The following is a 21,954-nucleotide window of genomic DNA, read 5'->3' on the forward strand; positions in this document are numbered from 1 at the left end:
CACGATCCCGGGTTCAGTTCGACACCGAAACGAGCCCGGGAGATGCCAAACCAACCAATTCCTCTCGAACGAGAATCAAAACGGATGATTAAAGATTTAGTTAGTGCGTTGGATTATTCAGCGTGTGCCGAATGGGCACTTGCGTTGTTCGTGGTCGCGTTTGCCACGATCACGTACGGAACGATGAAGCTCAGCCAGAATGCGTCGGATCGTTTTGCGTCGATTCCGCTGACCGATCAAGTGGAGGATTCCCGCCAATGAGTTCGACAGCACCCAACAACAAACCGGTCGTCGACGACGCGCCGAAAACGGATCACGCCTACGACGGCATTGAAGAGTTTGACAATCCGTTGCCGGGTTGGTGGAAGTGGTTGTTCATCGCGTCGATCGCGTTCTGCCCTCCCTATTGGTTGTATTACCACGGTGGCACGCCCGGTCGATCGATCGAAGACGGCTATGGCGTTGCGCTCGCAGCCAACACTCGCTTGCAGTTCGAAGAGATCGGTGAACTGAAACCCGACGCCGCGACACTGGTTGAGTACATGGAAAAGGACAACTGGCTTCGCGTCGGTAAGATCGTTTTCCAAACCCACTGCGTGTCGTGTCACGACCGGGAAGGACAAGGCAAAGTCGGTCCTAACCTGACGGACGAGTATTTCAAGAACATCAACACGATCGAAGACATCGCGAAGGTCATCAACAACGGCGCCGCCGCGGGTGCCATGCCCAAGTGGTCCAACCGCTTGCACCCAAACGAAGTCGTTTTGGTTTCAGCGTACGTGGCCAGTATGCGAGGCGAAAACCTCGACGGTCCACGTGGTGCCGAAGGCAAAACGATCCCGCCGTGGCCTGAGCCCACGGCCAACACCGAGGATACGGCGGAGTCCGATTCCTCGGAATAAGGTAAGCACGAAGGAAACGCGGGAGTTAACCTCCCGCGTGCCTTCTCCGTTTTTTGCGAGATTTGCAATCCAATGAGTGATGCGTTTTCCCTCCCTATCGGCCCCGGGGACGGTAGTCTGTCGAGTCATGCGGGTGGATGCGGAAAGTGCGAAAACTGTTCTTGCGACGACCAGTCGCATTCACACGGTGACCATCACGAACACTCGCATGCGTCCGAAGCGGCGTCGCCTGAGCAACCCGCGTCCAACAACGACGCGTTGCTGACACCTGAGGAACACGTCCTCAGCACGCTGGAGCGAGACGGTAGCCGTCGTTGGCTGCGTCCTAAATTGTCGATGGGCGATTGGTGGAAAAAACGGCGCGTCGTCGCATACGTGCTGATGGTCGTGTTCGTAGCGATCCCACACCTTCGAATTGGTGGGAAGCCCATCATTTTGATGGATCTGGTATCGCGTCAGCTAACCGTTCTTGGCAAGACGTTCTATCCGACAGACACGCTGATCCTGGCATTTGGAATGCTGTCGGTTTTCATCACGATCGTCCTGATCACGGCGGTGGCCGGTCGGGCGTGGTGCGGTTGGGCGTGTCCTCAAACCGTTTACATGGAATTCCTGTTTCGGCCAATTGACCGGCTCTTTGAAGGAACGGTCGGCAAAGGAGGCAAACCCAAGGCCGGTATGGGTGGGCTTCGCGCGGTCGCGAGAATCGCCGTCTACGTTGTGCTGTGCATGTTTCTAGCGCACACGTTCTTGGCGTACTTTGTCGGCACTGATCGTTTGGCCGAGTGGGTACGCTTGTCTCCGCTCGAACACCCCTCCGCGTTCCTCGTGATGGCAGCGGTCACCGGGTTGATGCTGTTTGACTTTTTGATTTTCCGAGAACAACTCTGTTTGATCGCGTGCCCGTACGGTCGCTTTCAATCAGTAATGCTCGATGAACAATCAAAGATCGTCGCCTACGATCCTGTTCGAGGTGAACCTCGCGCCAAAGGAAAACGCCCCTCGGCAAAACCCGCTGGCGATTGTGTCGACTGCAACCAATGTGTCGTCGTTTGCCCAACCGGAATCGACATCCGCGATGGACTGCAAATGGAATGCATCAACTGCACTCAGTGCATCGACGCTTGCAACAACGTGATGGCAAAGGTCGGATTGCCGGCCGGTTTGATCCGATACAGTTCACAAGACGAAATCGCGAGGAAACCGAAGAAACTGTTCCGCGCCCGCACGATCGTCTATCCGATTATTTTGCTCGCCGTGATGAGCGGATTCGCCTACGCGGTTTCCAGCAAAGTGGGCTTCGACGCACGTCTATTGCGAGGAAAAGGGGCACCGTTTTCGATTACGAATACCGGATCGGTCAATAACTCGTTCAAATTACGGTTAGTCAATCGGACCCAACAAGACCAGAATTACACGCTAACGATCGACACTCCTGAAGGCGTGACACTGGAGGTGATCCAGCAAGAACTACTATCGCTGCCTCCGGGTGGAAACGTGCTCGTGCCTCTGAGTGTTGAGTTCAAACCGGTTCTCACACGCGGAAAAGGGAACACACAGGCGACCTTAGTCGTGAACGACGAAACCGACCATCAACACGAGATTGATTTCAAAATCCTGGGACCTCGTTAGTCTGACGATCCACCGCGCTCGCCACGAACGTGGTCTCAACACTTTTATTGGACGACACATTGAATCAAAAAACGGAAACGGAAGTGAAAGCCGAACGCAGTGCCAAACGGTTCTACACCGGATTGGTGCTGTTGTTGTTTGCCATCCAGTGCACCATCCTGGGGACGGCTCTCAAACTCGCGGTAGGCGACCCGGCACTCGCGGTCGTACCGGACTATCATCAAGCGGCACTCAACTGGGACGCGAGCCACGCGGCCAACGGTGAGGCGGCACGGATGGGATGGAACGTTCAACTCGAGATGTCGAATATTGCCGACGGTCGTGGAATGCGAGCGATGCAGCTTCACGTGTCTGACCGCGATGGGAACCCCGTTTCTGATCTCAACGTGCTCGCGAAAGTCTACCATCACGCGTCAGCGGATCAGGTGGACCGATTCGAGTTAGACAACGTCGGCGAAGGCCGTTACATGGCACTTCCCGCGATGGGCCGCAACGGACTCTGGCAGGTGGAACTCGACCTCCAGAACGCAGGCAAACCGATGACGCTCGTGAAGACGTTCGATTTCAAGAGCTAGAGGATGTTAACTAAAGACGTAGCCCATTAACCGGTAACCCATTACGGGCAGCTACGTTCGCCAGGACGTGGTCCACCGTCGAGCGACGTTGGCTCCGTCAAACAACGTAGACACGGTACAGTTCGCCAAAGCGCTCCTTCACCGAGTGCTCGAGCGGCATTCAGCATGAGAACAAGACCGAATGGCTCACGCCTGTTCCCCGCGACCTGATTCACGCCAACCCCACCTCGCCCCATTCAAGCGACTCAATCCATGTGGATCCTAATCACCGCCGTCGTCACCGCCAGCCTGATGGGCAGCATGCACTGCGTTGGCATGTGCGGACCGCTCGCGATCTGGGCCAGTGGGGCAGGCGAACGCGCTTCACGGATGCAAATCGTTACGTCCACGTCGCTGTATCACGTCGGTCGCTTGATCACCTACACCATCGCCGGGCTGATCGCGGGTGGCATCGGCAGCCTGGTTGACGTCGGAGGACAAACGCTCGGGTTTCAGCTCGCCGCCGCACGCGTGGTCGGGTCGTTGATGGTGATCATTGGCGTGTGGAAATTGGGAACAATGTTATTCGCGAGTAAAATCACCGCGTCCACCGGACCGTCTCCGTCGCGAATCGGCGGTCTGCTCGTGAAACTTCGGCCCTTTATTTTTGCACTCCCGCCGAGCGGTCGCGCATTGTCAGTCGGAATGCTAACGACGCTGCTGCCCTGCGGGTGGTTGTATCTTTTCGCCCTGGTCGCCGCCGGAACGGGAAGTGTCTTGATGGGTGGCGTCACGATGGCGGCGTTTTGGGTCGGCACGGTCCCCGCCTTAACAGCGCTCATCGCAGGAACGCAAACATTGTCTCATGAGTTCGTGAAAGTCGTCCCGATGGTCACAGCCATTTTGCTCATCGTCACCGGCGGCATCACGGCGTCAGGTCGAGGCTTCGCCGAACTGAACTCGCTCACCGACATCGCCCCCGCGATCTCAATCGACCTGGCTCACGCAGGTGAATCGGATGCAAACGCGACCACGTGTGCGGGTGGGTGTGCGTGTTCCGATGGTGGCCCATGTGCGCGCGGGACAACGGGCGATACATGCCAGTGTTCCACGCCGACCAACTCGATTGCCGATCAAATCGGCGCTTTGTCGAAGACTCCTCTGCCGTGCTGTGCCGGCAAAACCTCCGGGGACGGATCTGACGCCGATTCGTCAAGCACACCGTGATCGACGAGCAACAAGCCCCGGACGCCATCCGGCAAAGGATGATGCGGCCCTGCATCCATTGCGGGGAACCGAGCGACAGCTACGCGGAACAACCCGCCGATGAAGTCTTCTGCTGCAACGGCTGCAAAGGAGCCTATGAACTGATCCACGGATGGGGCCTGGAATCATTTTATGGCCTCCGTGATCAGCTCGGCAGCGGCACGGCCACGCGTGTCAAAGATCAATCGTCACGGTATGACGTTTTCGACAACGATGAGTTCTTAGGGCCATCAAAACCGGAACCGCAAGACGACGGATTGATGTGCACCGAACTCGCGGTGCACGGCCTGCACTGTGCCGCGTGTGCGTGGCTGATCGAGAACGCGGCTCTACGCACACCCGGATGGAACGTCGCACGGGTGAAGATGAGTGATCACACTCTGAGAATTGTATTCGACCCAACGGCCACGACACTGAGCAAGATCGCACAGTTGCTCGATCGCCTCGGCTACGAACTGGCGCCGATGTCGACCGAACGCGATGATCATTTTCAAAATGAGAATCGTCGGCATTTAATCCAGATCGCTTTGGCCGGATTTTGTGCAGCCAACGCAATGTGGATCGCCGTCGCGTTGTACGCGGGAGAAGCCTATGGGGTGGCGGCGGATCATCGCTTTTTCATGCGAATGATCGGCACAGGCCTAGGCGTGGCAGCGGTGCTTTTTCCTGGCCGAACATTCTTCACCGGAGCGTTCGCTTCATTGAAAACCCGTGTTCCCCACATGGACCTGCCTGTCGCGTTGGGTCTGGCCGTCGGTACGGTTGTGGGAACCGTCAATGCGATCACCGGCGTCGGACATCTCTACTTCGATTCACTCGCGGTCCTCGTCTTTTTGCTACTGATCGGGCGATGGATTCAATTCCACCAACAACACCGGGCGGCCAAAGCGGTCGATCTGTTGCTGAGGATCACGCCGCGACATGCCACTCGCGTGAATCCGGACGAGACGACCGACACGGTTCTGGTTGATGCGTTGCAAACCGGTGATGTGGTACGCGTGGGCGCAGGGGAGAACATCCCCGTCGATGGCGAGATCGTCCATGGACAAACGTCCGTCGACCGATCGCTGCTGACCGGAGAGAGCCTGCCGGTCGATGCGGGCGAGGGCGAGGAGGTGTCCGCGGGCACCCTGAATCTGCAACAACCGATCGACGTTCGCGTGATCGCAACGGGCCGCGACAGTCGCATCGGCAAAGTCATGCAGTCCGTGGAAGACGCGACGAGCGAGAAGATTCCCATCGTGCAATTCGCCGACTCGGTAGGCGGTGTTTTTGTGGTGGTCGTCTCACTGCTGGCGGTGGGTTCGTTTTTATGGTGGTTACCTCAGGGTTGGTCGTTGGCAGCCTCGCATGCGACCGCGTTGTTGATTGTCGCGTGCCCGTGTGCGTTGGCTCTGGCGACACCGCTCGCGATCGCCGTCTCGCTGGGCCGCGCCGCCAAACACAAAGTACTGATTCGAGACGGGAACACGTTCGGACAACTCGCACGCGGCGGAACGATTTGGTTTGACAAAACCGGAACGCTCACCAGTGGGCGTCCAGACGCGAGGCTGGTTTGGGGATCACAAACCGCAGTTGTGTTGGCTGCGGCGGTCGAGCAACAATGCAATCACCCGGTCGCTCAAGCTCTTGTACGGATGGCTGGCATCTGGGGCAAAAACCTCCCCTCCGACGCGACACTGCAACGGGTCGATCGTCAGGGTGTGACGGGTAGCGTCCAGGGATGCGAGATCATGGCGGGTAGCGCTGATTTCTTCCGCGGACAAGGCTTCGGACTCGGCCGCGTCGTTTTGGACGGGATCGACGAATGCACGCGAACGTCTGCCAGCCCGATTCTGATCTCGTTGGGGGGCGTCATCGAAGCGGTGATCGGCATTTCTGATCCACTTAAACCCGAAGCTCGTCAAACGATTGCGACCCTTCAAGAAAAAGGATGGCGGGTCGGAATCCTTTCGGGAGACCACCCCAAAATCGTTCAACATGTCGCTGACCAAATTGGCATCGACTCCGGAGAAGCCTTCGGAGGCCTCAGTCCCGAAGACAAATTGGCGGCCGTACGAGGTGATTCGCGATTCAGCAACCCCCAAGCATCGACACCCGAAAATCAACCGTGCCCGAATGAAACGGCACCCCGAAGCGAACGCCCGCACACGACTGTGATGATTGGTGATGGCGCGAACGACGCAGCGGCATTGGCGGCTGCGGATGTCGGAATCGCCGTGCGCGGCGGTGCGGAAGTCAGTTTGCAAGCGGCGCCGGTGTTTATCGCATCGGGTGACTTAGCGAGTATCACTGATTTAATCAGCGCGTCGAAACGTACCGATTGGTTGATCAAGACTGCTCTCGCCGTTTCGTTGGCTTATAATTTGATAGCAGTGGGACTCGCCATGTTCGGCAAAATCAGTCCGCTGATCGCTGCCGTCCTGATGCCAATTAGCAGCGTTAGCGTGCTCGCGTTGACACTTGCATGGCCTACTTATCCAGAACGTTCATTGCCACCGGAGACGAAATCGTGAGTGTCCTTTTCGTTGCACTTCCCATCGCCTTAATTCTCGGTGGCGGCGGTGTGCTCGCGTGCATCCTCTGTATACGCGGGGGCCAATACGACGACCTGGACACGCCGTCGGTGCGAGTGTTAATCGATGACGAAAAACCGAAAAAATAGCGTTCAACCTCTACTCCGTAATCCATTCGGTGACCGGTTTCGACCATGAGCAAATGAGTTCGTGAGGCCACTCGCGATCAGCCGGTTCATAACACAACGCACCTTCGAGGATGTTTCGTAACTCATCACTGATGGTCATATCACGTGGGAGGTCACGAGGCTCGAAACGTTCTTTTTGAATCAGCAGTGACATCCAATCCTTGCGGTCGAACAACTTCTTCCCGCTCAACATCTCGTAGGTCATGCACGCGAGAGCGTACCAGTCACCACGGGGACACACATGGTCACCTCGCAATTGTTCAGGAGGCATGTACGCGGGAGTGCCCATCACGGTATCCCCCATGACGTCCTGACCAATCACGTTACACAAACCAAAGTCAGCGATCGCGGCGGTTCCGTCACAATTCATCAGAATGTTGGCTGGTTTGAGATCCAAATGCACGATTTGATTTTGGTGAGCGTATTCTAAACCTGCCGTGATTTGACCGAGCAACGCTCTCACGCAGTTTTCGTCCAGTTTCCCATGACGGCGAAGCAACCTTGCCAAATCGTGGCTGTCGCACATCGGCATCACCAAAAACCGCGTCCGATAGTCGACAAAGGCATCCAAGACCGAAACGATATTGGGATGGCTGAGGTTGCGGAGCACATCGGATTCTCGCTCGAAATTCTCGATCGCTTGAGGCTCGTGGATGAACTCATGACGTAGCATTTTCAATGCAAGCGGTTGCCCCGGATGCGAGTCGCTCCGGCATTCATAGACCACGCCCATCCCTCCTCGGCTGAGACAACGGCTCAATCGATATCCGTGAATAGTTCGTCCACACAACGCGTCCACTTCACGACTTCCCAACCGATCACTGATCAACTGACTCAGTGCGATTTCAATTTCGGGATAGGCCGTCGTGAGTTCTTTGTAGCGATCGACATCCAAACGCAGTGCCACGAGCGGGGAGATCGCCTTCACCGTCGCGGTGCAACGTTTCCCCGTCAACAAAGACATCTCGCCGACGACGCTACCGGCGTTGCACTGGGCAAATTTCACATCGGCAGAGCGGACTTTCTTTGAAACTTCGAGCTGCCCGCTGACGATCACAAACAAGCCACCAGCAGTTTGGCCTTGTTTCAGCAAAACATCACCTGGGGCAAACTCAACCGATTGCAAACCGTCGTTGAGTGCGCTGGCCGCTTGTTCGGAAATCCCGGCCAACGTCGGACACTTCAACAGCGAACGTCGGGCCTGATCGACGACGCCGTCATCTCGCCCCGCCAACGCCTTCTCGATGAATCCGTCGAGTGAATCGAAATCCACGGTCTCATCGCTCACCGGCACTGAATCCGCGACGTCGAACGGGCAAAGTTCGCTGAGCGACAACCTCGATAAACTTTCGACGTGCGACGACCGCAAATTTCCGTCCAGGGTCAGCAACTCCGCGAACAATCGTGGGCGCAGCCTCTCGGGGGCTTTTTCGACCCAGGTCTGCAATTTCGTTCCCTGAGGACTCCGATGCCACGCGATCTCATATTCCTGACACCGCTCACGGACTTCGGCCAGATCGTGAGGCGATAATTCAGTGACGGAATTCACGACGACTATCCGGGAATTTAGGCAAGAGAAAAGTTTGCAACCGGGAAACTCATTGCCTGTATGCTACCGCACCGATCGTCAGGAGACACGCGTCGCACTGTCACGAACTCCGTATCGATCCTTAAGGGAGCACTCTCGGCCGCCACAAGCGACTTTGGACGTTCACTGCAAGCGTCCACCACGCCCCATTGCGGCAACCGACCGTTCGTTGACGTCCCGCGTCTCAAAGGTCACCGTGCCCCAAGGGCTACCTAATGCGAAATCCGATTTTGCTGAGACACTCTCGGGCAGCGGTTGTGTGATCGCCTTGCAGCTCGATCAGATCTTCTTTCGCCTTCACCGTCCCACCCGTGCCGCATGCGGTTTGCAACTGCGACAACAGAGCAGACAGGTCGTTGGCCTTCGCGGTTAATCCGTTAATCACCGTTGCCGTTCGGCCGCCTTTACGTTTCTCCGTAGTAATCCGCGCGGTTTGCTTTTCCGGCGGAATGCGGTCGGCCTCGCGTTGACGCTTTGCCTCCGCTTCAGCTTTATCGTCCGGCGTGCACTTACAATCGGTTTCGGGGAGTCCGCAAAGATCACACTCAGGTGGAATGTCAAACGGAGTCCCGGCAAAGAGTCGTGTCATGAAATTTGAAGGCGTCGAGGGTTGAACGCCAAGTCCTCAGATACGTCTGGGTGCGAAATGGGTGTTGAGGAAGTCTATCAATTACGTTTGATCAAACGAGAACAGTCGACGAAACCAAGATAGGCACGTCCGCAAACGCCGACAGATTGCGAGCGATCGATTAGAGCAACAAACGGTACAGTTCGAGCCGCTCAGTCCCGAGCTCGAACGCGTTGGTTTCTTGAATGCGTTTTAGGATCACATCACTGCCGACACCACGCTGGTCGAGCAGATCACGGCACTGCTGCCATGTCGGCAACCACACCATCGATTCCACCAACCGCTCGATCGTCTTGCTTCGACGCAGAAAGTGTTTCAGGTCGAGGATGAAGAAGACCCGATCGTGAAAAGGCGAATCGTGCTCAATCAACGGCTCGCCATCCCATACGAAATGCCCCGGCTGCGGCTGCCACGGCAAGCCGGCGGCTTTGAGTTCGTGAGCGAGCCGGATTTCGTCGGTGGAAAATCGCATGGGTTCTCGTCCTAAGACTTCTTAATGATGCCCTTCTTCTTAGTCGCCTTTTTAGCTGCTTTCTTCACCGCTTTTTTCTTTGCGGCCTTCTTCTTGGTCGCCTTCTTCTTAGCAGTTTTCTTCTTCACTGCTTTCTTCTTTTTCTTCTTCGAAGGGCCCTTCGCAGCTCGTTCGGCGAGCAGATCCAAAGCGGCTTCGAATGTCACCTCTTTGGCATCAGTGCCTCGTGGAATCGACGCATTGGTCTCACCGTCGGTCGCGTAGGGGCCAAACCGGCCTTCGAGGATCTTAACTTCTTGATCCGTAACCGGGCTTTTCTTCTCGAAGGCAACGATCGGTTCCTTCGGCGCGGCGCGGCCACGTGTTTTAGGTTGCTTCAGCAGCGCGATCGCTTCGTCGAAGGTCACTTCGAGTGGTGACATTCCGGCGGGCAGTGATCGGGTTTCCTTTTCACATTTCACGTACGGACCATAGCGTCCATCGTGTGCCATGATCGGTTCGTTGTTCTCGGGGTTGTTCCCCAAGTTCCGAGGCAACTGCAACAGTTTGCACGCGATTTCGAAGTTCACGTCTTCGGGCGCGATGCTCTTTGGAATCGACTGATTGCGTTTCTCTTCGTCATCCTTCTCACCGAGTTGGATGTACTGACCGAAGCGTCCTGCTTTGATGTAAACGTTTTTGCCCGTTTCAGGATGCACGCCGAGCGGTTCGTCTTCGCGTGCCGCCGCCTCGAACATCTCCATCGCTTTCGCGAGGGTCATTTCGTCGGGAGCCATGCCATCGAGGATGGAGGCCTTGCGATCGCCTTGTTCCAAGAACGGACCGTATTTGCCAACACGCACGAAGACCTCTTCACGATTCTCACCCTCGGTCGGAATACCGAGCGAAAACATCGCGGTGACGCGAGGATCGATTTCTTCGATCTTCTCTTCGAGTCGCTTTTTCAAACCGACTGCGGCTTTGTGATCGGCGGGAAATTCCAAGCCTTCTTGATCACCAAAGTAGAAGCCTTTGAGATAGGCGAGCGACTCGGCTTCCTGGCGACTGATCGTGTCGAGGAAGTCTTCCATTTGGGCCGTAAAGTCGTAATCGACGAGGGCCTCGAAGTGAGTTTCCATCAGACGGATCACGCTGAACGCGGTCCAACTCGGAACCAGCGCGCTGCCCTTCTTGTAAACGTAATCGCGTTTTTGGATCGTTTCGATAATCGACGCGTACGTACTCGGCCGTCCGATGCCTTTCTCTTCCAACGTTCGCGTCAGCGAGGCTTCACTGAATCGCGCGGGCGGTTGAGTGGTGTGACTCTTAGGATCCATCTCGGCAACATCGAGTGGATCACTTTCGCTGACCGGTGGCAGCAAACGTTCTTTATCGGCGAGTTCCGCTTCGGGGTCGTCGCTGCCTTCGACATAGGCACGTAGGAAACCTTCGAACAGGATACTCGTTCCCGATGCGGCGAAGGAACAATCACCACCTTCGATCGTGACACTGATGCGTTGTTTCTTCGCGTCGGCCATTTGGCAAGCGACGGTGCGTTTCCAAATCAGTTCGAACAATCGGAATTGATCACGATCGAGCTCGGACTGAACCGCGGCGGGGACACGGAACGGGGTACCGGCAGGTCGGATGGCCTCGTGAGCCTCCTGCGCGTTCTTCACTTTGCCTTTGTAGGTCCGCACGGTTTCGTGCAGGAACTGTTCACCGTATTCGGTTCGCACCAGATCCCGCGCCGCGTTGACGGCTTCCTTCGACAGCGTCGTCGAGTCGGTACGCATGTAAGTGATGTAACCGTTCTCATAAAGTCGCTGTGCCGCCTGCATGCAGCGTCTCGCCGTCATGCCGAGTTTGCGGTTCGCCTCCTGCTGCAATGTACTGGTCGTGAAGGGCGCCTTGGGCCGTTCGACAAACGGTTTGACTTCCACCTTCGTGACTTGGAAATCGGAACTCCGCAGACGACTGGCGAGTTCCGACGACGCGGCCTCGTCCATCTGCAACAGATCCGTGTTGATCAGTTTTCCGGTATCAGGATCAAAGTCTTTCCCCGACGGGATCTTCCGTCCCGAGACCGCATTCAGCGTCGCGGGTAGGGAGTCGCCGTCCTTGGTTGTGAAGATCGCTTCGAGATCCCAGTACGTCGCATCATGGAAGGCGATGCGTTCACGTTCGCGTTCAACGATCAAACGCACCGCGACGCTTTGGACGCGGCCGGCCGACAAACCGGGGCCGACTTTACGCCACAACAACTGCGAGACGTCGTAACCGTAAAGCCGGTCGAGGATCCGACGAGTTTCTTGAGCCCGGACGAGTCCGTCGTCGATTTCGCGAGGCGTATCGAGGGCGTGTTGAATCGCGTCCTTCGTGATTTCGTGGAACACCAATCGGTGAACCGGCACGGTTGGTTTCAACAATTCATACAGGTGCCAACTGATCGCTTCTCCCTCGCGGTCTTCGTCCGTCGCGAGATAGAGGCTGTCGGCATCTTTGAGAGCTTCTTTGAGCTTATCAACTTGTTTTTTCTTGTCCGCCGGCACGATATAGACCGGTTCGAAGTCCTTTTCGACGTTGACGCCGAGATAAGCCCACGGCTCTTTCTTGTACTTTTTCGGGATGTCTTTCGTTCCGCCAGGCAAATCGCGAACGTGTCCCACACTGGCTTCGACCTGGTATCCACTGCCCAAAAACTTCGAAATCGTGCGGGCTTTTGCGGGCGATTCGACGATCACCAAACTCTTGCTGGTCGATTTAGCCATGAATGGGCGGGGCGTTTGGGAAAGGGGAGGACGGTGCGGACTAGAAACGTGAATTGAGGCGTTGTGACGGAAACTCACGCAGCCGTCAACATGAGGTGACGGTTAGCCGCCACATCCTCACCATCTTGCCAGCGAGCTGATCTCGACACCCGCTCCGGCATTTACGACAATTTCGCCACGGGGGCGATATTCGCCCGAATCAGGCTTCTTGGGCTTTCTTGATTTCATCGAGCAAGCGACCTGGGCTGCCCATCGCGTTGTATCCGCCGTCAACATGGAGGATTTCGCCAGTGATCCCATTACTATCGTCGCTGAGCAAGAAGGCACCGGTGCGTCCGACCTCTTCGTGGGTCACGTTGCGACCCAGCGGTGCCATGTGCTCATACATTTTGAGCATGTCTTCGACGCCTGCGGCACGTCCTGCGAGCGTACGGATCGGACCTGCAGAGAGGGCATTAACCCGCACATCTCGGGCCCCCATGTCGAACGCGAGGTATCGCATCGATGCTTCCAGAGCGGCTTTGCAGACGCCCATCACGTTGTACCCGGGGACACACTTTTCGCCCCCGTAGTAGGTCATCGTCAAAACGGAGCCGCCCGGCTTCAGAATCGGCTCAGCCGCAGCGGTGACCGCCAAAAGCGAGAAAACACTGGCTTCCATCGCAATTTTGAAACCTTTACGCGACGTGTGCAGCGTTTCACGACCGAGGTCATCCCTGTCGGCGAAGGCAATCGAATGAAGGAGGAAATCGATTTTCCCGAAAGTTTTTTCGGTGTGATCCATCACAGTGCGGATGTCATCATCATTATTCGCGTCCATAGGTAGAAGGAACTCGGCGCCCTCATATTGATCCGTCAATTTGGCAACTCGGCGCCGATTTTTCTTCTTTTCATCATCGGCGCGGTCTGGAAGGTGGGTAAACCCGCACTTGCCACCGCTTTCAAGGATTTGCTGAGCGATTGCCCAGGCGATCGAATGATCGTTGGCGACACCGACGATGAGTCCCTTTTTTCCTTCAAATTGCATTTTTTACCTTTTCGAGCGGTTGTTTTCTGTCGGGGTTTTGCTGTTGGGGCGACCATCATCGTCACACGCGTCCACCCTCACAAGGCATCCTTGCGGAACGTTTTGGAATTTACCGTGATTGGATCACCTTCGCATCGTCTACCAGGCAACGAGCACCGCCCCAACAAACCAGGTCCCCACATGTCGTCGCCAGTCAATCACGCCGGGCCAGCGCCAGGAGGGCAATTGTCTGATGACGAGATCATCGTGCAGAAAATGCCTCTCCTGCTCGGCTTACTAGCGGGTGCCAAAGCCGGCAACTTAGGCGACATCCGATGCGGAGTAGTCAGTCAAAATGCGGATCGCTGGCAAACCAGTTTCTGGACCGGAGACGAACTTCCGACGGCTCATTCATTAGCCAGCGAAGCGATCGACCGTGGTGAAATCATCACTCAAGATGCGTTCTCTGCCGTCGAAGTCGAGTCGCTCGGTATCCAACAATCGTTGACCGGCGGCGAGAACAGTCGCGTGTCATCAGGAAATGTCACTCGCGAACGATCGTCCGCCATCGACGACAGCGTCGCCCCGGGAACACCGAACGTCGCGCTGATGTTGTCGATCGGCAACGCCCCCGCTCCTCCCGCGTTGCTGCGGACGTTGGCGGTGACACTCGGACGATTCCTCGTCTTGCATCGCGACCGGCAGAACGACACTCGCCGATTGTGGCAAACATCGACCATGCTGCAAAACGCCGCTCAATGGCAACAACTCGATGACGACGACGAGTTGCTCGAGTCCGTCGCCCAGTGTGCGTGCGAAGTGCTGTCCTGTGAACGAGCGACCATCTTCCTGTGGGACAAATCTCGCCGCCGGTTGATCGGACGCCCCGCGATCGGGATTGAAGGCGGTGTGCTCGAAGTAGAAGACGATGCCGGCATCGTGGGCGAAGTCCTCCAGAGCGGCAGCCCCCGGTGGTGGTCGGCGGGCGGCAACGACGGAGGACGCGTGAACCGCCGGATCGACCAAGCCCAGAACTTCAACACGCATTCGCTGCTCGCCGTGCCGATGGTCAACTCCCGCGACCAAATCATCGGTGTCTTCGAAGCGATCAATGCCAATCCGGACGACCATCGCAGCGGCGCGTTCGACGCTCCGGACGTGCGTACACTCTCGGAGTTAGCTCTTCACGCCGTCGTGGCAATCGACTCGCAGCGGACGCGGGTCAACCTGACTCGAACGCGAGACCGTTTGGTTTCCCAAGCCGCTGAATCGAATCCATTGATCGGCAATCATGAGTCGATCCGCGAACTCCGAACGAACGCAACCAAAGTCGCCCCGACCGACTTGAGTGTATTGGTGTTGGGGCAAAACGGGACAGGCAAAGAGGTTCTGGCTCAACACATTCATTACCAAAGCGAACGCCGAAACGGCCCCTTCGTCGCCGTTAACTGCGCGGCATTAGTCGAGTCATTACTCGAGAGTGAACTGTTCGGTCACGAGAAAGGTGCCTACACGGATGCCTCGAGTGCACGACAAGGCAAATTCGAATTGGCCAACGGCGGGACGTTGTTCCTGGACGAGGTCGGCGACATGAGCCCAGGCGGACAAGCCAAATTGCTGCGTGTGTTGGAAGAACGTGTCGTCGTCCGTGTGGGCGGGTCTCAACCGATCCCCGTCGACACCCGCGTGATCGCGGCGACCAATCAACCGCTACAAGACTTGATCGCGGCCAAACGTTTTCGAGAAGACCTGTTCTTCCGGCTCAATGTGGTTTCATTGACGTTGCCACCTCTGTCCAGCCGCGGCAGTGATGTGATGTTGCTCGCGGAACATTTCCTCGATCATTTCTGTCGGCAGATCGGCCGAGCGGTACCGAAATTCGACGAGACCTCACGCCGTGCGATGATCATGCATCCATGGCCGGGTAACGTTCGTGAACTTCGTAACACGATCGAAAGAGTCTGCTACCTCACCACGAGCGACATCATCCATGAAGAAGATTTGATGCTGCGACCAATCGAGGGAGGGATTCCAGAGTTTCCCGCCAATGCAATGCGTCACACTTCCGGTGGCACGATTATTAACCTGAACGAGGCGACCCGTGAGTTTCAGATTGCCCATATTGAAGCGGCGATCATGGCCTGCGGCGGAAACATGACCGACGCGGCGAGCAAACTCGGTCTTCATCGCTCGAATCTCTACCGGAAAATGCGGCAACTGGGCATGTCGACTTCTGAATAACGAGGCGTCTGGCAATGACGGTTACGTTTCGCGTAACCTAGTGGGATGAACAATCCCAACTACTCCGCCGACGGCTACGCTGCTCGGCCGCGCGTCGAAACTATCGGCCCTCTTCGTTGTCTCGTCGTGGACGGATCGGAGGATGCTCGCATCCCGGTAATCTTGTGCCACGGCTACGGTGCTCCCGGCGACGATCTCGCGTCGCTGACTCCTCATTTGATCGAATGGATCGGCACCGACTCGGGTGCACTTCGATTCATCTACCCTGAGGCTCCGCATGATTTGTCGGACATCGGCATGCCGGAAGGACGAGCTTGGTGGCCGCTGAATATGATGGCCCTCCAAGAACTTTTGCAAACTAATCGCTTTGACGAACTGCACGATCAAGTCCCACCGGGAATTGACGAGGCCCGTGCCGCACTCGAGGAAACCGTCACTCAGGTGCTCGCGGATGTTCCCGAGGGCACACCTTATGTTCTCGGTGGTTTTTCGCAGGGTGCGATGTTGACGATGGATCTCGCACTTCGCGGCAGCGTTCGACCGCCGAATATTCTTGTTCAGTTCTCCGGAACGCTCGTTTGCGAATCGTTATGGAAAAGCAAACTGGATCGCCTCGCCGACACGCACGTTCTGCAATCACACGGTCGCATCGACCCGATTCTTCCGTTCTCGAGTGCCGAAGCACTGCGTGACATGCTTCGCGGCGGAAACACGGAAGTCGAATTCATGGCGTTCCAAGGACCACACACGATTGAAACGGACACGCTGTTTCGGTTGGTCGAACGACTGCGTCTGTTGGCGGTCTCAACCAAGCAATGAGTTTTCTCAGTGCAACGTTGCTGTTGGGGACGTTAGCGGCAGGAATTCCTGTCGCGTTGCACTTGTTGGCTCGTCAACCACCGCGACGGGTTGTCTTTCCGAGCGTTGCATTTTTACAGCGGCAACTGACGACGCAAACGAGCCGCCTGAAGGTTCGCCGTTGGTGGCTGCTCGCGTTACGCATTCTTGCGATCATCGCGTTCGCCGTTGTCCTGGCCCGACCGCATATTGACTCGGCGATGTCGTCGACGTGGACGACGGTGGGGCTGATCGCAATCGCCAGCGTCGGTCTGTTGGCATTGGCTTCAGTCGCCTTCTCTCGCGGTTTAGGGCGATCGATGGCGTGGTCGCTGCTCGGTGCCGCGTTGATCACAGGTTTGATCGCGGGAATCGGAGCCATCCGCGCGATCGCAACTGGGAACGCTCCCGATTTTCGAGTCGACCGACCGATGGCGATCGCGATCGTGATCGACAACTCACCCTCATCTGCATGGAGCGTCGTTGAAGATTTTGGAGGCGGTGACATTGGCGGAGATGCGTTCAGTGGTGGCGGCGAAAATGAATCTTCCGCGTCGAACGCATCGCCAGCGTCAAACACACCGAGCAGGCTCTTCGCCACGGCACGTCCGGGGACTCGGCTGGCTGTTGCGATCGCACGGGCGGGAGAACTCATCGACCGTTTACCGTCGGGCAGCCGCGTCGCGATCGTTGATCGCTCTTCGTCACCGGTCGGTTTTTCACTTGACATCGCGGCCGCGCGCTCGCGACTCGCTCGATTGAGCCCCACAGCCTCACCCGCTTCAATCATTCGGAGAACCGAATCCGCAGTGGAACTGGTTCGCACGAGCGACCTCACCGAACGACATGTCGTCGTGGTATCCGACATGGCCGAACCTAGCTGGGAAAAAAACATTCCCGCGTCGCTGGCCCGTTCGCCTCTGGGTCCCGCCGAACACGAAGACGTTCCAATCCATGTGCTTAACGTTCACGAATCGGCCTCATTGCAGGCGGATGCCGGCTCAGACGACGAGACATCGGGTGCAGGCGGAGCGAGCGTTCCCGCGATCAATCCTTGGATCTCGCTACCGCTCGTCGCCGACGTTGCTCCACCACCGGGCGTCGCAATTCCGATCCGCTTTGACGTCGGCGTTTGGCGTGACCCGTCCGACACACGTCTCTCTGGCGTAAGTGTTGGCAACGCATCGAGCATGGGCTCAAACTTAACAGCGACAGTGCAACTGAGTTTGTACGAACGAGATCCGTCGCTGCCCGTGGTTCGCGACGGACGTCTCGTGCTGCCACCGCTTCGATCTGTCGACCGTGCTTCGATCGAGTTAACAGGCGGGGCACTCAACAGCCGCGATGAAGTCTTGCTAACGCTTCCGCCCTTGGAACGTGGAACGTATCACGCGGTCATCGAATTGATCGGGGACGATCGATTCATGTGGGACAATTGGCGATTCGTCACGGTTGATATCCCAACACCTCCAAACGTTTTAATCGTAGGAAACGACACCGACGAAACCGGAGTGATGGCCGCGGCGATGACGGCGCCACACTCACCCGATGATCCATCGGCCAGCTATCAGATCCAAACGGTCGGCTACCGCGACTTGGCGGCCGTGGATTGGAAACCGTTTGACCTAGTGGTTTTGATCGACCCACCGCTGCGTTACTCGGCCGAACAGAATCAAATTGTTGGCTCCAACGGAGGACTCAGCTCCGCAATGCTGGATCAGATCGCGGGCGTTGTCACGCGAGGCGGCGGTTTGATGATCAGTCTTGGTCCGGCAACCGAGGTGCTGCCCAAGGAAACGGGAACCGGTCCGGGCGGCAGTCAATCCGCCGGCAATGAATCCACATCGCGATGGCTTGTCCCGCCTTTAGTGCGATCATGGCGTGTGCCGAGCCCCGGAACGTTCTGGCGAGTGACGGCGAGTTCGCATCCGATCTTCAGTTCGGTGATGCGTCCGTCATCAATGCCCAACTGGAGCGACTTCCGCGTGCAGAGGTATTGGCAAGTTAATGCCGAGCAGACTCCTAATACGAATCCCTCCGTCGCAACAGAAAGCCTTCCCTCGACACCCTGGCAGGTGATCGCACGTTACGCGGTGGCAAAGGACGGCCCGGCGACGGGACAACCTGCCGTGATGACGCGGCAAATGGGAGGCGGCCGGATCGCCGTCACGACCACTCCGTTGCCAGCACTCGGCGCAGCGACGCGAAAGTGGAATGAGCTATTTACCGCATCGGACGCGTGGCCCGCATTCATGACCGTTCGCGGATTGGCGGCCTACTTATCCGGCATCGATCGACGTGACGCGACCGTCCTGGTCGGACAAACAGCCGTCGTGTCGCCCGACGCTGCCACCTTCGCACGTGACGACGAACGCAATCGCGACCTCCCCGAGAAACTCAATAACGAGTCAACCACAAACTCGCCAATGTCACTGGAGCTTTACGCACCGGGACAAGACACGGGAAGAACGATCCCGTGGGCGAGTTCCGAGGTAACCATCCGCGAAACCGAAACACCGGGGACCTATTTTCTTCGAGGAGCAGAATTGTGGAGCGGATTTTCGGCGAACCTCTCGCCCGAATGGTCCCGCGGAGAAACGACCACGCTCACCGCACTGCGTGGATGGTTCGGTGACGAAAACTGGTCCATCACCAACGACGTCGAGGCCTTGTCGCTGACGGGAGGGGGTGGCGGGTCCGTCGCGGTCTCGCTGCACGCACCGTTGACGCTGCTGGTGGTACTCATATTTCTGGCAGAACAACTCTTGAGCAATCGCTTCTATCGTGCCGCTCGTGACCCGGGGACCGCATGATGCGATTGAGCTACGACCCGATCTACAATTCAGGTTTGGCCGGCGTGCTTTTGACGGCCGTCGTGATTGTACTGCTGTTCGTGATCACACCGAGCGGAGTGACTCGTCCGCGGCGCATGATGTTGTTCGCGTTGCGTGGTATCGCGGCGTTGGCTCTCGTGCTGACGATGCTACGACCTTCGCTTGTGAAGACCGATAACCGGCCCGCTGCTGCAACGCTCGCGATTGCAATGGACACGTCACGTAGCATGACGCTCGCCTCCGGAGACGAATCCGCCGCGACTGCCACAAACAACACCGAAGAGGCCGCAGATACACGATGGCAGCAACAGCAGCGGATACTCAATACGTTGGCCCAAAATCTTTCAGGCCAAGACGAACAACTGAATATCACGTTGTACCGCTACGATCGTCGAGGTGACCAAGTCGCCAACGGTCGGGCTAGCGAACTGAGTGATGCCTTGGCGGCGACAAAACAGATCCAACCAGACGGCGTGCTGACGGACTTGTCTGTCCCCTTGGAGTCGGCGGTTGCCGCGTCGCGAGGAATGCCACTCGCAGGCATCGTTCTATTAAGTGACGGAACACAAACGGTTGTGCCGGAATCACGATCGAGCGGAAACTCAGGAACTCAACCCACCTCACAAAACGGCGATGGGCTGCAAGGTGGACGCAGGCTTGATCCCGTTTCGTCGGCCAGATTGGTGGCGGCAATTGGTGTCCCCCTGTGGACCGTTGCACTCGGACCTCGGGCAGAGACGAGCCGTGTTCAAGACGTCTCAGTGCAGTCACTTCCCGAGACGTACCGCATGTTCACGGGTAACGAAACGGAAGTCTCATTCGAGGTCGTTTCGCAAGGCTACCCAGGAACCCCGATCACGCTGTCACTGGAGTGGATCGACAATAACGGGAATTCACGAAGCGCCGCGACTCGCACCATGATGAGCGATCAAACGTCCCACACAGAAGCGTTTCGGATACCAATCGTTGCACCGGATCCGGGACAGTATCAGTTGGTCGTCCGGGCTCGTCCGCCCGCCGGCGAACCCAACGCATCAAATGATTTCCAACTCGCTTTCGTCGACGTCCGGCCCGGTGGCGGACGCGTGTTGTATCTCGAAGGAACACCGCGTCTGGAACAGATGTACCTACGCAAAGCGTTAGGGCGATTCCCCGATTTGGAACTCACGTATCGCTGGATCCCACGGGACACCGCCCCACGATGGCCGGCGAGCCTCGCGGACGATTTACAATCAGGACGCTTCGATGTCGTCATCCTCGGCGACTTACACTCGGCCGCCCTCGGCGACCAACAACTCGAACAACTGGCCGAGTCAGTTGCCGCCGGTACCGCGTTGGTGACGCTCGGCGGTGAACGCGCCTACGGCCCCGGCGGCTATGCCGATTCACCATTGGCAAAGGTGTTGCCAATAAAGATGAACGGATCAATCGCGATTCCGCCCGGTCGCGAAATAGAAGAGTCATTACTCGGTCAACTCCCCGGCCCGATCACGCTTAAAACATCTCGACCGCACCCGATCACGACCATCAACGCAGGCGACCGCAATTTAGATTGGTCGACGCTGCCTCCGATGCCCGGCGCGAACGCGTTCCCCGGAGTCAAAGCATCTCCGGGCGTGCAGGTGTTGCTCGAAGACGATCGTTCCGATCCGATGCTGATCGTCGGCGAGTACGGACAAGGCCGCGTAGCCTCACTGGCATTCGATTCGACTTGGGTTTGGTGGCGAGGCGGCTCGAGCGAATTCCATCGGCGTTTCTGGCGACAACTGATGCTTTGGTTACTTTCGCGAGAAGAAGACAACGACACCGAGCTGCAACTCGAGATGACACGGCGTCGGTTCAACACGTCCGAGAGCAGCCTCCTGAGCGGAACGATCGTCTTGAACGAAAACATGAACCAGCAAACCGGTGCCTGGTCCGCGGATGTCGTGTTGGAATCGGGTGACGTTCGACCGCTGGGAATCTCAACGAACACCCGAGCATTTGGTGACCAACGTGAAGCTGTAATCTCGGCCGAAGTTTTTGGCGACGCGGCCGGACCGGAAACACCACAACAACAAAACACTGAATTGTCCGACGTGACTGCGTCAAACGATTCGTCGCCGACGGAGTCTCCGCAAACCAACGCCCCGCTGAGCAACACTTCCTCAATGCCACCGGGAATTCACCGCGTGCGGGTACGCCTCGGTGATGCGGCGAACCCGATCGTTTCGGCAGAACTGCCGTTTCAAATCATCGATGACACACGAGAGCTGTCCGCAATCGCGGCGGACCATGCATTGCTGGACCGGATGGCGGCGATCACGGCCACGTCCGGAGGCGAGTCATTTCGACCGGACCAACTGGATTCGCTGATCGAACGTATATCGACCCAGCGTCGACGGGCGGAGCGGGCCGTGATTGAGAAATGGCGACTCGGCGATGGCCCGATCAGCGGTTGGATCGTGTTCGTGCTGTTTGCCGGCTGCCTATGCTCGGAGTGGACGTTGCGCCGACGTTGGGGGCTGGCGTGATCGGCCAGCCTTTGGGCATTATCTGTT

16 protein-coding genes are annotated in these 21,954 nt (G+C 57.3%); 11 read left to right on the top strand and 5 right to left on the bottom strand.

What is annotated here, in order from left to right:
* Positions 1–42 precede the first annotated feature (42 nt).
* From FHS27_RS08400 to ccoS, 7 genes are all read left to right on the top strand, one after another.
* Positions 43–261, top strand: coding sequence for a hypothetical protein (locus FHS27_RS08400; protein WP_221224997.1), 219 nt, complete (start codon positions 43–45; stop codon positions 259–261).
* Entirely contained in the window at positions 258–902 is a 645-nt protein-coding gene (locus tag FHS27_RS08405; RefSeq protein WP_184304110.1) for a cbb3-type cytochrome c oxidase N-terminal domain-containing protein, read from the top strand. The genes FHS27_RS08400 and FHS27_RS08405 overlap by 4 nt, the downstream gene beginning before the upstream one ends.
* A 72-nt stretch (positions 903–974) precedes the next feature.
* On the top strand, positions 975–2,534 hold the full coding sequence (ccoG, locus tag FHS27_RS08410; protein WP_184304113.1) for a cytochrome c oxidase accessory protein CcoG: 1,560 nt from the start codon (positions 975–977) through the stop codon (positions 2,532–2,534).
* A 59-nt stretch (positions 2,535–2,593) separates the two neighbouring features.
* Positions 2,594–3,109 (top strand): FixH family protein, encoded by a 516-nt coding sequence (locus tag FHS27_RS08415; RefSeq protein ID WP_246419296.1) that lies wholly within the window; start codon positions 2,594–2,596, stop codon positions 3,107–3,109.
* Positions 3,110–3,361: 252 nt separating this feature from the next.
* A complete protein-coding gene (locus FHS27_RS08420) occupies positions 3,362–4,315 on the top strand; it encodes a sulfite exporter TauE/SafE family protein (protein ID WP_184304114.1) in 954 nt (317 codons plus the stop codon).
* A complete protein-coding gene (locus tag FHS27_RS08425; protein ID WP_184304116.1) occupies positions 4,312–6,870 on the top strand; it encodes a heavy metal translocating P-type ATPase in 2,559 nt (852 codons plus the stop codon). The genes FHS27_RS08420 and FHS27_RS08425 overlap by 4 nt, the downstream gene beginning before the upstream one ends.
* Complete coding sequence (gene ccoS, locus FHS27_RS08430; protein WP_184304118.1) at positions 6,867–7,019, top strand: cbb3-type cytochrome oxidase assembly protein CcoS; 153 nt, start codon at positions 6,867–6,869, stop codon at positions 7,017–7,019. The genes FHS27_RS08425 and ccoS overlap by 4 nt, the downstream gene beginning before the upstream one ends.
* A 10-nt stretch (positions 7,020–7,029) precedes the next feature.
* On the opposite strand, the gene FHS27_RS08435 is transcribed toward ccoS, so the two are convergent.
* The 5 genes from FHS27_RS08435 to FHS27_RS08455 form a co-directional block, all read right to left on the bottom strand.
* Complete coding sequence (locus FHS27_RS08435) at positions 7,030–8,607, bottom strand: protein kinase domain-containing protein (protein WP_184304120.1); 1,578 nt, start codon at positions 8,605–8,607, stop codon at positions 7,030–7,032.
* A gap of 247 nt (positions 8,608–8,854) precedes the next feature.
* Positions 8,855–9,235, bottom strand: coding sequence for a translation initiation factor (locus FHS27_RS08440; RefSeq protein ID WP_184304122.1), 381 nt, complete (start codon positions 9,233–9,235; stop codon positions 8,855–8,857).
* 160 nt (positions 9,236–9,395) lie between these two features.
* Positions 9,396–9,746, bottom strand: coding sequence for a hypothetical protein (locus FHS27_RS08445; protein WP_184304125.1), 351 nt, complete (start codon positions 9,744–9,746; stop codon positions 9,396–9,398).
* An 11-nt stretch (positions 9,747–9,757) separates the two neighbouring features.
* Complete coding sequence (topA, locus tag FHS27_RS08450; RefSeq protein ID WP_184304127.1) at positions 9,758–12,496, bottom strand: type I DNA topoisomerase; 2,739 nt, start codon at positions 12,494–12,496, stop codon at positions 9,758–9,760.
* 199 nt (positions 12,497–12,695) lie between these two features.
* The gene (locus FHS27_RS08455) at positions 12,696–13,523 is read right to left on the bottom strand and encodes an enoyl-ACP reductase FabI (RefSeq protein ID WP_184304129.1); all 828 of its coding nucleotides are present in this window, start codon (positions 13,521–13,523) and stop codon (positions 12,696–12,698) included.
* A gap of 180 nt (positions 13,524–13,703) precedes the next feature.
* On the opposite strand from FHS27_RS08455, the gene FHS27_RS08460 reads away from it, so the two are divergent.
* The 4 genes from FHS27_RS08460 to FHS27_RS08475 are packed head-to-tail and all read left to right on the top strand — an operon-like array spanning position 13,704 to position 21,927.
* Positions 13,704–15,743, top strand: a complete 2,040-nt coding sequence (locus FHS27_RS08460) for a sigma-54-dependent Fis family transcriptional regulator (RefSeq protein ID WP_184304131.1) — start codon at positions 13,704–13,706, stop codon at positions 15,741–15,743.
* A gap of 45 nt (positions 15,744–15,788) precedes the next feature.
* Entirely contained in the window at positions 15,789–16,562 is a 774-nt protein-coding gene (locus FHS27_RS08465) for an alpha/beta hydrolase (RefSeq protein ID WP_184304133.1), read from the top strand.
* The gene (locus FHS27_RS08470; RefSeq protein ID WP_184304135.1) at positions 16,559–19,393 is read left to right on the top strand and encodes a BatA domain-containing protein; all 2,835 of its coding nucleotides are present in this window, start codon (positions 16,559–16,561) and stop codon (positions 19,391–19,393) included. Before FHS27_RS08465 ends, FHS27_RS08470 begins: the two co-directional genes overlap by 4 nt.
* Positions 19,390–21,927, top strand: coding sequence for a hypothetical protein (locus tag FHS27_RS08475; RefSeq protein ID WP_246419299.1), 2,538 nt, complete (start codon positions 19,390–19,392; stop codon positions 21,925–21,927). The genes FHS27_RS08470 and FHS27_RS08475 overlap by 4 nt, the downstream gene beginning before the upstream one ends.
* Positions 21,928–21,954: the final 27 nt, after the last annotated feature.

Source organism: Aporhodopirellula rubra, from assembly GCF_014192335.1.
Lineage (GTDB): Bacteria > Planctomycetota > Planctomycetia > Pirellulales > Pirellulaceae > Rhodopirellula > Rhodopirellula rubra.